14 protein-coding genes, 1 pseudogene and 1 riboswitch are annotated in these 16489 nt (G+C 37.7%); of the genes and pseudogenes, 9 read left to right on the forward strand and 6 right to left on the reverse strand.

All coding sequences use genetic code 11. From position 1 onward, the window contains the following. Positions 1–202: 202 nt before the first annotated feature. From Q4496_RS17350 to Q4496_RS17370, 5 genes are all read right to left on the reverse strand, one after another. The gene (locus tag Q4496_RS17350; protein WP_159819747.1) at positions 203–964 is read right to left on the reverse strand and encodes an SDR family oxidoreductase; all 762 of its coding nucleotides are present in this window, start codon (positions 962–964) and stop codon (positions 203–205) included. Between the two features lie 29 nt (positions 965–993). Then, positions 994–1881 (reverse strand): 3-hydroxyisobutyrate dehydrogenase, encoded by an 888-nt coding sequence (mmsB, locus tag Q4496_RS17355; RefSeq protein ID WP_303610924.1) that lies wholly within the window; start codon positions 1879–1881, stop codon positions 994–996. A gap of 116 nt (positions 1882–1997) precedes the next feature. Then, entirely contained in the window at positions 1998–3137 is a 1140-nt protein-coding gene (locus tag Q4496_RS17360) for an enoyl-CoA hydratase/isomerase family protein (RefSeq protein WP_303610925.1), read from the reverse strand. A 141-nt stretch (positions 3138–3278) separates the two neighbouring features. After that, positions 3279–4436, reverse strand: a complete 1158-nt coding sequence (locus tag Q4496_RS17365; protein WP_303610926.1) for an acyl-CoA dehydrogenase family protein — start codon at positions 4434–4436, stop codon at positions 3279–3281. 16 nt (positions 4437–4452) lie between these two features. After that, on the reverse strand, positions 4453–5637 hold the full coding sequence (locus tag Q4496_RS17370) for an acetyl-CoA C-acyltransferase (protein ID WP_303603144.1): 1185 nt from the start codon (positions 5635–5637) through the stop codon (positions 4453–4455). A gap of 302 nt (positions 5638–5939) precedes the next feature. Between Q4496_RS17370 and Q4496_RS17375 the strand changes: the two genes are divergently transcribed. The 9 genes from Q4496_RS17375 (at position 5940) to Q4496_RS17415 (ending at position 15352) form a co-directional block, all read left to right on the forward strand. Continuing rightward, positions 5940–6341, forward strand: coding sequence for a MerR family DNA-binding transcriptional regulator (locus Q4496_RS17375; RefSeq protein WP_215972699.1), 402 nt, complete (start codon positions 5940–5942; stop codon positions 6339–6341). A 58-nt stretch (positions 6342–6399) separates the two neighbouring features. Then, on the forward strand, positions 6400–7569 hold the full coding sequence (locus Q4496_RS17380) for an isovaleryl-CoA dehydrogenase (RefSeq protein ID WP_215972700.1): 1170 nt from the start codon (positions 6400–6402) through the stop codon (positions 7567–7569). A 56-nt stretch (positions 7570–7625) separates the two neighbouring features. Beyond that, entirely contained in the window at positions 7626–9233 is a 1608-nt protein-coding gene (locus Q4496_RS17385) for a carboxyl transferase domain-containing protein (RefSeq protein ID WP_303610927.1), read from the forward strand. Positions 9234–9267: 34 nt separating this feature from the next. Further along, positions 9268–10062: an enoyl-CoA hydratase/isomerase family protein gene (locus Q4496_RS17390; RefSeq protein ID WP_303603141.1), complete on the forward strand. Its 795-nt coding sequence runs from the start codon at positions 9268–9270 to the stop codon at positions 10060–10062. Positions 10063–10111: 49 nt separating this feature from the next. Continuing rightward, a complete protein-coding gene (locus Q4496_RS17395) occupies positions 10112–12139 on the forward strand; it encodes an acetyl/propionyl/methylcrotonyl-CoA carboxylase subunit alpha (protein ID WP_303610928.1) in 2028 nt (675 codons plus the stop codon). Positions 12140–12148: 9 nt separating this feature from the next. Then, the gene (locus Q4496_RS17400) at positions 12149–13075 is read left to right on the forward strand and encodes a hydroxymethylglutaryl-CoA lyase (RefSeq protein ID WP_303610929.1); all 927 of its coding nucleotides are present in this window, start codon (positions 12149–12151) and stop codon (positions 13073–13075) included. 49 nt (positions 13076–13124) lie between these two features. Beyond that, positions 13125–13823 carry a CoA transferase subunit A gene (locus tag Q4496_RS17405; RefSeq protein WP_215972704.1) on the forward strand — a complete coding sequence of 233 codons (699 nt, stop codon included), beginning with the start codon at positions 13125–13127 and terminating at the stop codon, positions 13821–13823. A gap of 94 nt (positions 13824–13917) precedes the next feature. Then, entirely contained in the window at positions 13918–14574 is a 657-nt protein-coding gene (locus Q4496_RS17410) for a 3-oxoacid CoA-transferase subunit B (protein WP_303603139.1), read from the forward strand. A 260-nt stretch (positions 14575–14834) separates the two neighbouring features. Further along, a riboswitch (cyclic di-GMP riboswitch) is annotated at positions 14835–14932 on the forward strand. Positions 14933–14992: 60 nt separating this feature from the next. Then, a complete protein-coding gene (locus tag Q4496_RS17415) occupies positions 14993–15352 on the forward strand; it encodes a DUF3718 domain-containing protein (protein WP_215972706.1) in 360 nt (119 codons plus the stop codon). Positions 15353–15703: 351 nt separating this feature from the next. Here Q4496_RS17415 and Q4496_RS17420 read toward each other — a convergent pair. Further along, positions 15704–16412 (reverse strand): annotated as a pseudogene (locus Q4496_RS17420) (IS630 family transposase); the annotation flags it as partial. Between the last annotated feature and the right edge of the window lie 77 nt (positions 16413–16489).

A 16489-nucleotide genomic window follows, 5' to 3' on the forward strand; every position in this document is an offset into this window, starting at 1 on the left:
TGAAAGTAGATAACTTATTAAAACAGCCCGTTGATGATTCGTTTTGCCTGAACCCCTTGGAACTGGAGCGCATTGTATAGAATTCTCTTACTGGGTCAAGCATAAATATCATTATTTTTGCTTTTATTTATCAATTAATGTTTAAGTGTTTAAAGCTTATTCAATTAAAACAAAAAACACTCAGAATTATGACATTATTGATTTACATTGCCAGCCCACCATCAACTTCTACCACTCTGCCACTGAAAAATTCATTTTCAAAAATGTATTTTGCAGTATGTGCAATTTCTTCTGCTTCACCCAAGCGCCCAACGGGTTTCATTTTTTCTAATCTATCTCGCATTTCCGGTTTCATCGCATCAGTCATAGCAGTACGTATAACACCAGGTGCTATTGCCCCAACACGAATACCGTGTCGACCTAACTCTCTTGCCCATGTTGTTGTCATCGCAACCACACCAGCTTTTGCTGCAGCGTAATTAGTTTGTCCTATGTTTCCACCACGTGCGATTGATGACATATTAATAATGACACCTTTACGACCAGACTCAATCATATGCACTGCAGCTTCTCTACCACACAGAAAAACCCCCGTTAAATTAACATCAATAACAGATTGGAATTGCGCTAATGACATTTTTTTACTTACTACACCATCTTTAGCTTTAACAAACATACCATCACGTAATATGCCTGCATTATTAATTAAGCCATCGATACCATTAAAGTCCTCATTAATTTGCTTAAAGGTCGATTCAACTTGCTCTTCATTACTCACGTTTGCTAAATAGTATTTAACTGTTACGCCTTTTTCTTCAATAAGTGCTACTGTTTCTTCCAATAATGCTTCATTTAAATCAATTAACGCTATATTGGCTCCACTTTGAGCAAAGTTAATTGCCATTGTACGGCCTAGACCTTGACCACCACCAGTAATGACAATCGTTTTATTCTCTAAGTTCATAATATTCTCTATTTATACTTTATTAATAGTTATTTGTTAAATAGGTTAAATATGCTGGAGAAGTCCTTTCCACCATTACCTGACGCCGCATGCATTACATACAAATTACGTGCTAATGCTCCCAGAGGGGTTGATGATTGACTATCAACTGCTGTATCCATAGCTAAACCTAAGTCTTTTGCCATCAAGTCAACCATAAATCCACCTTTATAATCGTTTGATGAGGGAACATTTTCCATTACATCCGGGCACGGATTATAAACATCTAATGTCCAATTACTGCCTGAACTTTCACTCATAATATTAGATAAAACCTTTGCATCTAACCCATTTGCTAAACCTAATTGTAATGCTTCACTCGTACCAATCATTAATACAGACAACAACATATTATTACAGGCCTTGGCTATTTGCCCTGCGCCATGAGCACCTGCGTGGAAAATATTTTTACCCATAGTCTTTAAAATGGGCTCTACTTGGTTAAACTCATCAATAGATCCTCCAACCATAAAACTTAGTGTGCCAGCAACTGCGCCGCCCACACCACCAGAGACAGGAGCATCAACAAAATTAATACCTTGGCCTGCTAATGCTAAAGCTACTTTACGCGATGTTGCAGCATCAATCGTTGAAGAATCAATAACGATACTGTCTTTTTCAATATGGTTAATTAATCCTGTTTCTGTTGTTAAATAAACCCCTTCAACATGCTTTCCTGCAGGCAACATAGAAACGATAAACTGAGCATTTTTCACACACTCAATTGCACTTGCTTTAGTCGTAGCACCTTGAGCAACAACCTGAGCTACGGCAGACTCAGATAAATCAAAGACACAAACTTGATGTCCTGCTTTAACTAAGTTAATAGCCATTGGGCTCCCCATATTACCTAAACCGATAAATGCTATATTTGCCATTGTTCTTTCCTTATATTTTTTATAATGATAATTTTTTGAAATAAACAGTATTTAACATTTTATTCTTTTGAATTTATTCCTAGTAACTAAACCTTAAGTCGTTTATTTCTCAATAACTAAAGGCCTAAATTGACTAGCGGGTGCTCTTCTTTTGCCCACTTAGATTCAAAAAACCAATCCACTACTTTATTATCAACAGTAGCAACAGAGTCAAAATGCCATTGAGGCGAATTATCTTTATCAATAAGAAGTGCTCGTACACCTTCAACAAATTCACCAAACTTGCCTGATTTAGCGGACAGGTTTAACTCCATTCGGAAACAGTCAGCCAAAGATAATGATTTACCTACTTGCAGCTGTCTATATGCAATAGAGGCACTCAAAGCGCTACCATGCGCTAATGATTTTTGTGCTCGATTAAACCATTTGTCTTCACATTCAGCAGTTAATATACTTTTGACAATAGCATTAAGGTTATCAAAACTAGTCACTTGATTAATTAAGGCCTTGTGTTCGTTAAGTTTACTATCAGGTAAGTAACTCGCTGAGTCTTGCTCGAAACTTAACAAAAGATTAGTAAGACTTTCATGGTTAGCTTTTGAAGACTCTTGCCAATCTAGTTGAGTTAACAGCTTTATAAATGCATCTTTATTATCATTTGCCACAAAATAATCTGCTAAATGACAATATTTAGCGTCGGCTGCATTGATAGAGGCGCCAGTAATGCCTAAAAATAACCCACAGCTACCTGGCATACGATTTAAAAAATAACTTCCTCCCACATCAGGATAAAGACCAATACTAATTTCAGGCATTGCAATACGAGAACTCTCAGTCACTACGCGATGGCTACCGCCAACCATTAGCCCTAGCCCTCCCCCCATGACAATACCACTTCCCCATACGATAAAGGGTTTATTGAAAGTATGGATAAGGTAATCTAGTTGATATTCTTTGGTAAAATACTCTATGACCTCTGGAGAATAACCATCTGAATTTTCTTGCGTTTCTAGTTTTTTCATCGCTTGATACATATGTACGATGTCACCGCCAGCACAAAAAGCTTTTTCTCCTTCACCTTGTAAAAAAATAGCAGCGATATTTTCTTGTGTTTGCCACTGCTTTAATTTTGGATAGAGTAAATCGATCATGTCAGCGCTTAACGCATTTAATGATTTTGGTGAATTTAAGGTAATTACCGCTATTGTCTTACCATTATCACAATGAAGTTCTTGAAATTTTACTACTTGAGTCATATAAAGTTCCTACTTACTTTGCTATCGCGAGCCCTTGCTTGATTTTTTCAATACTATTAATTTACTAAGCATATTGACGTTTATTTAAAGAGATTGAATTCCAACAATTTACTGATGTGAATCAAATATCTTCCAAGTCGGTTAAAGTAGTTGACCTGCACCTTCGGCTAATAAACGACGTGCTATAATGACACGCATGATTTCATTCGTACCTTCAAGAATTTGATGGACACGCACATCTCTAAAATGTCGTTCTAATGGGTATTCTTTAATATAACCATAACCACCATGAATTTGCAGTGCAGCATCGCAAACTTGAAAACCAATATCTGTGGCAAAACGTTTTGCCATGGCACAATAAGCTGTCTTCTCTGGATCATTTTTATCTAATTTATAAGCCGCTAATCTTACCAATTGACGTGCAGCAACTAATTCCGTTGCCATATCCGCTAATTTAAACTGTAAGCCTTGAAAAGCAGCAATAGGTTTACCAAATTGCTCTCTTTCTTTCATATATTCCATTGAAATGTTTAAAGCTTGCTGAGCGGTGCCAATAGAACAAGTTGCAATATTAATACGACCACCATCAAGACCTTTCATTGCCATTGAAAAACCGTCACCTTCATCACCTAACAAATTCTCAATAGGAACTTTTACATTATCAAAGGTAATTTGACGCGTAGGTTGAGCATTCCAGCCAAGCTTGTGTTCAGCTTTACCATAAATAATACCATCTAAATTAGCAGGGATAACAATTGCTGAAATACCTTTAGGACCTTCGCCACCGGTACGTACCATTACAACTAAAACATCTGTAGCGCCGGCCCCCGAAATAAAAACTTTAGAGCCATTGATGATATAATTATCACCCTCTTTTTTTGCTGATGTTCTTAATGAAGCCGCATCAGATCCAGCCCCCGGCTCGGTTAAACAATAAGAAGCAAGCTTTTCACCTGTGACTAATGATGGACACCAGGTATCCTTTATAGAGTCCTTGCCCCAGGTTGCTATCATCCATGTTGCCATATTATGAATAGTCATCATGGCAGTGGTAGCCGTACACCCCATAGCTAATTGTTCAAAAATTATAGAGGAATCTAGACGGCTTAGATTTAACCCCCCTGCTGATTCAGGTGTATATAAAGAGCAGAAGCCTAATTCACCAGCTTTAGCAATAACGTCTTTTGGGAAAATACTTTCTTGATCCCATTTAGCACTATTAGGTAATAATTCACTATCACTAAATTGCTTAGCGGTATCAGAAAACATTTGTTGATCTTCAGTTAAGTCAAAATTCATAATATTTCCTAATTAATTATAACATTTCCAAAGCAATGGCCGTTGCTTCACCACCGCCAATGCATAAAGAAGCAACACCTTTGGATAAGCCTTTATTTTTTAAAGCATGAATCAGAGTAACCATAATGCGTGCCCCACTAGCACCTAGTGGATGACCTAATGCGCATGCTCCACCATGAACATTAACTTTATTAATATCTAAACTCATCTCTTTAACCGCGAGCATAGTTACCATTGCAAACGCTTCATTGATTTCAAATAAATCAACATCATCTGCTGCCCAACCTGCTTTTTCTAATAATTTTGTCATTGCACCTACAGGTGCCGCCGTAAATTCAGCTGGTTTTTGTGCATGAGTAGCGTGGGCCACTATTTTACAAAGCGGCGTTAAACCATGCGCTTGCGCAGTTGATAGCTTCATCATAACTAGTGCTGCACCACCATCAGAAATTGAACTAGAATTCGCCGCAGTTATTGTTCCATCTTTTTTGAAAGCGGCTCTTAATGAAGGTATTTTTTCTGGGCGAGCATTACCCGGTTGTTCATCTGTATCTATGATAGTTTCTTGTCGTCTATTTATTACAGTGACGGGTGCTATTTCATTTTTAAAAGCGCCTGACTCAATCGCTGCGTTAGCACGAGATAAAGAGCGGATAGCAAACTCATCCATCGCTTCACGACTAAAACCTGCCTCATCAGCAGTTTCTTGTGCAAAGCAGCCCATAGAAATACCATCATAGGCATTTTCTAAACCATCAAGCATCATATGATCGATTACTTGACCATGCCCCATTCGCATCCCAGATCTAGCATTGGGTAGAAGATAAGGAGCATTACTCATACTTTCCATCCCGCCAGCAACGGCAACTTCAATTGAGCCTGCAAGTAATCCATCATGAGCTTGCATTGCAGCTTTCATACCTGATCCACACACTTTATTAATAGTGGTACAAACCGTTGATAAAGATAAATCCGCGGCAATAGCTGCTTGTCTCGCTGGTGCCTGCTTTAAACCTGCGGGTAAAACACACCCCATGATGACCTCATCGACTTGATCATTGCTTAATTTCGCTTGAGCTACAGCAGCTTTTATCGCGGTTGCACCAAGTTCGGGTGCTGTAACATTTGAAAAACAGCCGCTAAAACCACCCATAGGGGTTCTTAATGCTGAAACAATTACAATAGGATCACTCTGTGACATGATAATCTCCAAAATAAGAAAGATGATATAAATTTTAATAATATTAAGCTAAATAGCCTACAACAATATAACGTTTACGCCAACGTAAACTTTAGTACTAGTCTTTACTCTTATTTACAACGTCGTATTTATTTCGTTACTGTGTGTAAAACAAAGAGTACAAAAAGCTCAAACCTAAATAACTAAGCTAACATTAAAACTAATTTTAAATATTATGATGACATTACTTAAAAACCCACTTTACGTTAACGTAAACTTCCTGTAGAGTTATTTTAACAATAATTGCAAGTAATCAATACCAGATGAATATAAAAAACAAACCAAATCAGACTAACTACTCGATTGGAGAATTATCAAAAGAGTTTGATATTACTACGCGAAGTATTCGTTTTTATGAGGATCAAGGCTTACTTATGCCTTCACGTAAGGGACAAACTCGCATTTATAACCAAAGAGATAGAGTTAGGCTTAAATTAATATTACGTGGTAAACGCCTAGGCTTCTCATTAGCTGAAACAGGAAAATTATTTGAACTGTATGACGCTGATAAGTCTAGTGCAAAACAGTTATCAAGTATGATGGAATTAATCGCAAGCAAAAAAAAATCATTAGAACAACAACTTGCTGATATTAACGATGTATTAATTGAGCTAAATGATTTAGAAGAAAATTGTCAAAACATTTTAACGAAATTAACAAAATAGAAAAACACTAATAATAAATAAACCACTTTAGTTAACCAAATTAAAAAAGGAAAAATCTATGATCTCTTCATTTAGCTCACTTAATTTTAACTTAGGCGAAACCGTCGATATGATACGCGATCAAGTGAATGCTTTTGCTCGTGATGAAATCGCACCACGCGCCGAACAAATAGACATAGATAATGAATTTCCAAGTGATTTATGGCGAAAATTTGGTGACATGGGGTTATTAGGGATGACCGTTGAAGAAGAATATGGCGGCTCTGGCTTAGGTTACTTAGAGCATATCGTTGCTATGCAAGAAATTAGTAGAGCTTCTGCTTCTGTCGGCTTAAGTTATGGCGCTATGTCTAATTTATGTTTAAACCAACTGCGCAAAAATGGATCCCATGAACAAAAACTAAAGTACCTTCCTAAACTTTGTACTGGCGAACATATCGGCGCATTGGCGATGAGCGAGCCTAACGCTGGTAGTGATGTTGTTAGTATGAAGCTCTCTGCTAGGAAAGATGGTGATAAATATATTCTTAATGGCAATAAAATGTGGATTACCAATGGTCCAGATGCTGATGTTTATGTGATTTACGCTAAAACAGATACTAGTGCAGGTTCAAAAGGAATTACTGCTTTTATCGTTGAACGTGACTACCCAGGATTTTCCCGTCATCAAAAACTCGATAAATTAGGCATGCGTGGCTCTAATACTTGTGAACTCGTATTTCAAGATTGTGAAGTGCCTGCAGAAAACATCTTAGGTCATGAAGGTAAAGGTGTGCGTGTGCTAATGTCAGGTTTAGATTATGAACGTGTTGTTTTATCTGGTGGTTCGTTAGGCATTATGGATGCTTGCATGGATTTAGTCGTACCTTATATCCATGACAGAAAACAATTTGGCCAATCAATTGGAGAATTTCAATTAGTACAAGGTAAAGTGGCTGACATGTATACGCAAATGAATGCCGCAAAATCATACGCTTATATGGTTGCAGCAGCCTGTGATCGCGGTGAAACGACACGTAAGGATTCCGCTGCCGTTATTTTGTATGCAGCAGAGCTAGCCACCAAAATGGCGCTCGATACAATTCAATTACTTGGCGGCAATGGCTATATCAATGAATTTCCTGCAGGACGTTTATTACGTGACGCTAAACTTTATGAAATTGGCGCCGGTACGTCAGAAATTCGAAGAATGCTGATCGGGCGTGAGTTGTTCAACGAATCAAAGTAATCATCTGTTTTATTACTAATTAATCCAACTACTTCGTTAAATAATAAGGCTTTCCCGTGGCAAAAATAATTTCAAAAATAAACACTCGCAGTCAAGATTTCTTAGATAATGCTGCTCACATGCAAGCACAAATTGATGATTTACGTGCAAAGATTAGTGAAATAAAACTGGGTGGTGGCGAACGTTCTCGCGAGCGCCACCTTAGCCGAGGAAAATTATTACCTCGTGATCGCGTCAATGCATTAATTGATGAGGGCGCTGCCTTTTTAGAGTTCTCACAACTCGCCGCTTACAAAGTTTATGATGATGATGTGCCTAGTGCAGGTATTATCACTGGCATTGGTCGTGTTAGCGGTCAAGAATGTGTAATAGTTGCTAATGACGCCACCGTAAAAGGTGGCACATATTATCCACTAACAGTAAAAAAGCACCTTAGAGCACAGGCTATCGCACAAGAAAATAATCTTCCTTGTATTTATTTAGTAGATTCTGGCGGAGCTAACTTACCAAATCAAGATGATGTTTTTCCAGACAAGGAACATTTTGGACGTATTTTCTTTAATCAAGCCAATATGTCAGCTAAAAACATCCCACAAATTGCGGTTGTTATGGGTTCATGTACTGCAGGGGGTGCTTATGTGCCAGCAATGGCTGATGAATCTATTATTGTTAAAGAACAAGGCACAATATTTTTAGCCGGACCTCCCCTTGTTAAAGCAGCAACAGGCGAAGTTGTTAGTGCTGAAGATTTAGGTGGTGCAGATGTACATTGTCGCACTTCAGGTGTTACCGATCACTATGCACAAAATGATCATCATGCACTTGAGATTGCACGCTCTGCTATTAAAAATTTAAATAACATAAAGCCTATCAATATTGATATACAAGAAGTTGTTGAGCCTGAATACCCTAGCGAAGATATTTACGGCATTATTCCAAAAGATACTCGCCAACCTTATGACGTACGAGAAATTATTGCTCGCCTTGTGGATGCCAGTGAATTCCATGAATTTAAAGCACTCTATGGTAATACCCTAGTATGTGGCTTCGCTAATATATTCGGCTATCCCATTGGAATTGTCGCCAATAATGGAGTGCTCTTTGGTGAATCAGCCGAGAAAGGTGCGCATTTTATTCAATTATGTGCTCAACGAAAAATTCCACTGGTATTTTTACAAAACATCACCGGTTTTATGGTAGGTAAACAATATGAGTCAGGTGGTATAGCAAAACATGGTGCCAAAATGGTCACGGCTGTTGCAACAGCACAAGTACCTAAATTTACTATTCTGATAGGTGGCAGCTTTGGTGCCGGTAACTATGGTATGTGTGGTAGAGCTTACGATCCTCGTTTCTTATTTATGTGGCCAAATGCACGCATCTCCGTCATGGGTGGCGAACAAGCTGCGGGTGTTATGGCACAAGTAACACGTGATAAAAAAGAAAAGTTGGGTGAAACTTGGAGTGAATCAGACGAACAAGCCTTTAAACAGCCAATTATTGATAATTATGAACATCAAGGTCACCCTTACTTTGCTTCAGCACGATTATGGGATGATGGCATTATAGATCCTGCTGATACTCGTCAAGTATTAGGCTTAGCTATTTCAGCCGCACTAAACTCCCCAATTGATGATACTAAGTTTGGCATCTTTAGAATGTAATACTGGTGTTAAGAGAAAAATAAGGCGCATTAATATGAACACATCTAATGAAAAAGTTTTATTTGCGGTAGATGAGCAAGGTGTTGCTACCGTTACTTTAAATAATCCAGATAAACACAATGCTTTCGATGATGAAATCATAAAACAATTAACAACTATATTTAATGATATTAGTAAGCGCGAAGACATTAGTATCACGGTCCTAGCATCAAACGGAAAAAGCTTTAGTGCGGGTGCCGACCTAGGTTGGATGAAACGTATGGCCAGCTATTCTTATCAGGATAACTTGAAAGATGCTAACGCCCTAGCCCAAATGTTAAAAGCATTAAATTTCCTACCACAAACAACAATAGCCAAAATTCAGGGTGCAGCTTTTGGTGGTGCAGTAGGTTTAGCAAGTTGTTGCGATATTGTTATTGCGAGCACTAAAGCAAGCTTCTGTTTAAGTGAAGTTAAATTAGGTCTTATTCCTGCAACTATCAGTCCTTATGTTGTCGATGCTATCGGGTTAAAGGCGAGTCGTCGTTACTTTCAAACCGCAGAGCGATTTTTCAGTGAAAAAGCACAACAATTGGGCTTAGTTGACGAAATTGTTGATCCTGATGACTTAACCAATGAAGTCAAAAGAATGATAACAATATTACTTGCTAACGGTAGTCAAGCTAGACGAAAAGCAAAAAAACTCAGTCAAGACGTTGCGTTTAAAACCGTAGATGATGCGTTACTAACAAATACCAGTGAGCGAATAGCTGCGATCAGAGTATCAGAAGAAGGTCAAGAAGGCTTAAATGCTTTTTTTGAAAAACGTTTGCCAAACTGGCAAAAATAAAAAGTATTAATGGCATTTATTTATAGGCCTGAATTCAAGAGGAAATAACATGTTCAATAAAATATTAATTGCTAATCGTGGTGAAATTGCCTGTCGTATTATAAAAACAGCGAAAAGTATGGGCGTTTTAACCGTAGCTATTTATTCAGACGCAGACAAAAATGCCTTACATGTACAAATGGCCGATGAAGCTATTTATATAGGTCCCTCACCATCACGTGAGAGCTATCTTTTAGGCGATAATGTTATTGCTGCTGCAATTCAAACAGGCGCACAGGCAATTCACCCTGGTTATGGTTTCCTCTCTGAAAATGCCGATTTCTGTCGTTCTTGTGCTAAGCAAAACATTACCTTTATTGGTCCACCGGTAGCTGCAATAGAAGCTATGGGGTCAAAGTCAGCCGCTAAAAACATTATGGAAAAAGCCAACGTACCTTTAGTACCTGGCTACCATGGCGACGACCAATCAAATGAAGTAATTAAAAAAGCTGCTGATGATATGGGCTATCCCGTATTATTAAAAGCGACCGCTGGCGGTGGTGGTAAAGGTATGCGCCAAGTATGGAAAGAACAAGAGTTTGCAGAAGGCCTTGCGGCAGCAAAACGAGAAGCAATGTCATCTTTTGGTGACGATACTATGTTAGTAGAAAAATATTTAACTCAGCCTCGTCATGTTGAAATTCAAGTTTTTTGTGATAACCACAACAATGCTGTTTACTTATTCGAACGAGATTGTTCGGTACAACGTCGTCACCAAAAAGTGATTGAAGAAGCCCCGGCTTTTGGTATGAGTGAAGAGTTACGTGCACAGATGGGTGAGTCTGCAATAAAGTCAGCTCAAGCGATTGGTTATCAAGGTGCTGGTACGGTTGAGTTTTTACTTGATGTTGATGGTTCTTTCTATTTTATGGAAATGAATACTCGTCTACAGGTTGAGCATCCAGTCACTGAAATGATTAGTGGCCAAGATTTAGTCGAATGGCAATTGCGTGTTGCCGCTGGTGAAATCTTACCTAAAACGCAAGAGCAACTAGTGCTCAATGGACATGCTTTTGAAGCCCGTATTTATGCCGAAGATCCTAATAAAGACTTTCTTCCGGCAACAGGTAAGCTAAGCTTATTGCAAACGCCTGTTGAAAGTAAGCATGTCCGTATTGATACCGGTGTTCGTCAAGGAGATGAGGTAAGTGTTTATTACGATCCTATGATCGCAAAATTAATTGTATGGGATGAGAATCGTGAAAAAGCACTAACACGTTTGAGCAAAGCATTAAGCGAATATCGTATCAATGGTGTAACAACGAATATTGATTTCCTCTATAACTTAGCAACATCGCAACCATTTATAGATGAAGAAATAGACACGAGTTTTATTGAAAAAAATAATGAGCTTATTTTCAAGAATAAACAACAACTATTACAAAACGAATTACCAATCGCCGCTTTATACCTCATCTTAACAAGGCAACACAAAACCCAAAAAGATGCGTTAAAAAGTAGTGATTCAAATTCACCTTGGCACAATGCCAATGCATGGCGTTTAAATGAACCTTATATACATTCGTTCGTGCTAGCGCATAACGAAACGGAGTATAACGTTGAAATTGAACAAAAAAACCACGGCTCTGATGTCAATTATTCACTGAATGTGAATGGTAAGCAATTTAATTGTCAAGGTAGCCTAAATAACGACCTTCTCATTACCACGATCAATGATCACCGTAGTACAACAACGGTCAGTCTTATTAATAATAATATTAATTTATACAGAGAAAATGGTGTATTCAACTTTATTCATATTTTACCTGATTGTGGCCAACATGATAATGAAAATGGACATGGTGGTTTAACCGCGCCAATGAATGGCACCATGATTAGTGTATTAGTAAAAGCTGGCGATACCGTTAGTAAAAATCAACCGCTAGTTATTATGGAAGCAATGAAAATGGAACATACGATTAAAGCCCCCAGTGACGGTATCATTAATGAAATATTCTTCCAAGCTGGCGATATGGTTGATGGCGGAGCCGAGTTATTGGCATTTAGCGAACAGATAAATGTCAATGATGAAGCATAAGGAGCTAGCATGAATAACATCTTATCCCCTCTTATGCCTACTCAAGTAAAAATAGTGGAAGTAGGACCAAGAGATGGCTTACAAAACGAAGCTAAGCTAATAAGCGCAAGTGATAAAATCAGCTTAATAGAAAAACTTGTTAGTGCAGGAGTTAGTTATGTAGAAAGCGGCAGTTTTGTGTCTCCTAAGTGGGTACCACAAATGGCAACGTCTACTGAAGTATTTAAAACATTGAATCGTAAGAATAATGTCACTTATGCTGCGCTTACACCTAATATACGCGGGTTTGAAAATGCGATGGCAGTCAATGTTAATGAAGTAGCCATTTTTGGTGCTGCGTCAGAAAGCTTTAGCCAAAAAAATATTAACTGCTCAATTAAAGAAAGCTTAGAACGTTTTATTCCTATTATGGATGCAGCGAAACAAGCCAACGTAAAAGTAAGGGGCTACGTTTCATGTGTTTTAGGCTGCCCTTACGAGGGAGATATAGCACCAGAAGACGTTGCTAAAGTTGCTAAAAAACTCTACGAAATGGGCTGCTATGAAATATCTCTTGGCGATACCATAGGTGTTGGTACACCGGCTAAAGTCACACAAATGATACAAGCGGTTAGTGCTCATGTACCAATAAATAAGCTAGCGGTACATTTTCATGATACCTATGGACAAGGGTTAACCAATATTTACGCAGCTCTTCAAATGGGTATTAAGGTCGTCGATAGTGCTATTGCAGGTTTAGGTGGTTGTCCTTATGCTAAAGGTGCATCAGGTAATGTTGCTACTGAAGATGTTGTTTACATGTTAAATGGTTTAGGTATAGAAACAGGAATAGATTTTACCAAATTGCTTGAAGCTGGTTGGTATATCAGCGAAAAACTAGCTAAAGCGCCAATATCAAAAGTATCAAATGCTTATTTAGCGAATAAAAACACTTAGTATGTTAGCAAAAAATATAATAAACGAATAAAGCATCGAGGAGAAAACAATGGCAGGATTTGACAAAGTAGTTGCTAGTTATGAAGAAGCCATGGCAGGCCTAACTGACAACATGACTGTAATTGCAGGTGGTTTTGGCTTATGTGGAATTCCTGAAAACTTAATTCAGGAAATTAAACGCAAAGGTACAAAAGGTTTAACATTAGTTTCTAATAACTGTGGTGTTGATGATTTTGGCTTAGGAATTTTATTGCCTGATCGCCAGATAAAAAAAATCATTGCTTCTTATGTTGGTGAAAATGCTGAATTTGAGCGTCAAATGATGGCCGGCGAGCTCGATGTAGAGTTAACACCACAAGGAACGTTAGCAGAGAAAATGCGTGCTGGTGGTGCAGGAATACCCGCTTTTTTCACCGCCACAGGCTATGGAACACCTGTTGCAGTAGGGAAAGAAGAAAGAAAGTTTAACGGTCGCCATTATATTCTAGAAGAAGCTATCACTGGAGATTTCGCCATTGTAAAAGCATGGAAAGCGGACCGATACGGTAACTTGGTTTTTAGAAAAACAGCACGTAATTTTAATCCAATGGCAGCAACCGCAGGCAAAATAACCGTTGTTGAAGTAGAGGAAATAGTCGAACCTGGTGAGCTAGACCCTGATCAAATTCATACTGCTGGAATTTATGTCGACAGACTAATTTTAGGCACCTTCGAAAAACGTATTGAACAGCGCACTATTCGCTCATAAGAATAAATTAAATAATAATTAACGGGTGAATAGCTAACTATTATTGTCTATACCACAACAATAAGGTTAACGGAAACCCTAGAGGAGATAGATTATGGCTCTTTCAAGAGAACAACTTGCACAACGTGTAGCTCAAGAACTTCAAGATGGTTATTACGTTAATTTAGGCATAGGTATTCCGACCCTTGTCGCTAATTACGTACCTGAAGGTATCGAAGTTATGCTACAGTCTGAAAATGGCTTATTAGGGATGGGGCAATTTCCAACTGAAGAAGAAATTGATGCCGATCTTATTAATGCAGGTAAACAAACGGTTACCATGGCGACAGGTGCTTCTCTTTTTGATTCTGCCGAGTCATTTGCCATGATCCGAGGTGGTCATGTTGATTTAACGGTACTAGGAGCATTTGAAGTTGATGTCAATGGCAATATTGCTTCCTATATGATCCCTGGAAAGTTAATTAAAGGTATGGGTGGCGCAATGGATCTAGTGGCTGGTGCCGATAATATTATTGTTACCATGACACATGCATCAAAACATGGCGTATCTAAGTTATTAAATAACTGTACACTACCTTTAACAGGAAAAGGGTGTATAAAAAAAGTATTAACAGACTTAGCATATATAGAAATAAAAGAAGGTAAATTTCATTTATTAGAGCGCGCACCAGGCGTATCGGTAGAGGAAATAATAAAACTAACTGAAGGTGAATTAGTTGTAAATGAAAATACACCTGAAATGCAGTTCTAGCCCTTAGCTTGTATGAATAGCATTCAAAGTATAATTATTTAACCTAAAATAGTTATACTTTGATAAAAAGCATCTGAATTACAAATTCCCTCCTCCCCTTATGTAATAATAATATAGACAAATTGTAAGCAAATTGTTTCAACTTGAAATAATGAAAATTTTTTCCTAAATAAATATTTTTTCAACAGATTATCTCTTTATATAACAATAAGCTAAATGATATTTGCATTTCCTTAAAATATTAGAGATAATGCTATTTGACAAAGAAAAGGCAAAGCATATGAAAGTATGCGACGCAAAACCACCGGCCTACGGGATTTTCTAATACTGGAGAATCTACGGCAGCGGAGTCACCTCGTTCATAGGTACATCCCGTGGTTTTTTCTTTTAATAATCCATCTATATAAAGGTTACTAAAATGAAAAAATTATTAATAGCTTCAACCATCACTGTTTTAACTTTAACGTCTGTTGTATCGACACCTAAAGCACAAGCTACTAACATAGCACAAAGTATATGTGAGTATGTGGCTGCTGATGACAAGAAACGCATGCGTTCATTTTTGAAAATGAATAAATTAAAGATTCGTCGTATTTTCGACGGCATTCAGTGTAATGGTAAGAACTTATTAGAGTTTGCATCAGCAAGCGGTTCTGTAGAAACAGGATCTTTGATGATTTCAAAATTACCAAAGAGTGTTGTTTCTGCTAACTTAGCAATGTTACAAACTGGATCGAAACCATTGATTGATGTTGCTAACGAACGCGTTAGCAGCTAATAAATTATTATCAGATAAGAAAACTACTTAATTATTCCATCACCTAGGTGAAAATAGTGACAAGTAGAAGATTAATTGTTAATAATTCTATGTCATTTTAAAAAACCAGCTTTAGCTGGTTTTTTTTTATTTAATTTTCCTTACACTAATACTACTGCTTTTTTATAAGTACAATTTATACTAGTTGTGATAGTTGTGATAGTTGTATGATCTAATACCAAACGGATTAATTAATCGACCAGTTTAACCCAATCTCTAGTGCATAAACTTTTTACTCTTTCTATATCCCCCATGAAGTTCTTCCATCCCTTTGAACACTGTTCAACAATATTGTAATACCAATTCCGATAATTAGCTGTTCACATTAGCCCACTCCCGATGACAGAGTGATAAGACTCTCTCCTTACTACTTCTAAATCGATTCCAAGCACGAGAGCACTTATCAACGATATCTTCATAATCTTTAAAACAACGATTTGCTATTTAATTTTGCCTCATCCATGACTAAACTTGCCCAATAGGGTTTAGCTCCGGTGAATAAGGCGGAATATGTATGATTGATAAATTATCATAACCGTCACTAAGATGTTCCTGATGCCAACTTGCACCATCCATTAATACAACTGCGTGTCGTCCCGCTTTTGTTGCCGCTGAAATAAGCGCTAAATGTGATGACATGACATCCATGTTACTCACGGGAGCAACTATCGCTTCAGTATTTCCATTGGTAACACAAACTGCACCAAATAAATAAGCGTAAGTAAACTGTTGTTGTTTCACTGCTCTAGCTCTTGTTCCTTTTTGGGCCCAGATTCTGGTCGTTGTATTTTGTTGACCGAAACGCGCTTCATCCTGAAACCAAACGTCTACTTGCTTAAGGGCTATAGCTAAAGGGATCTTAGCGATCATTTCAAATTGTAGTTTTTTTAAAGGTTTTTTGTGCCTCTAGTGATTGTTTAGGATGTTTTGAACGTGTTGTGACCCAACTTAAACCAAGGTTATGCATAGTGTCGTACACATTGGTCTTTTGATAAATAACACCAAACTCTTGAGCAATGTAATACCAATTTGATTAATTTTGTGATCTAATTGGACTTTGTAATTATTCCTTTTTCATCATGACTTCAAAAGAATTAG

The sequence above is a fragment of the Colwellia sp. 5_MG-2023 genome, from assembly GCF_030547795.1.
Classification (GTDB): domain Bacteria; phylum Pseudomonadota; class Gammaproteobacteria; order Enterobacterales; family Alteromonadaceae; genus Colwellia.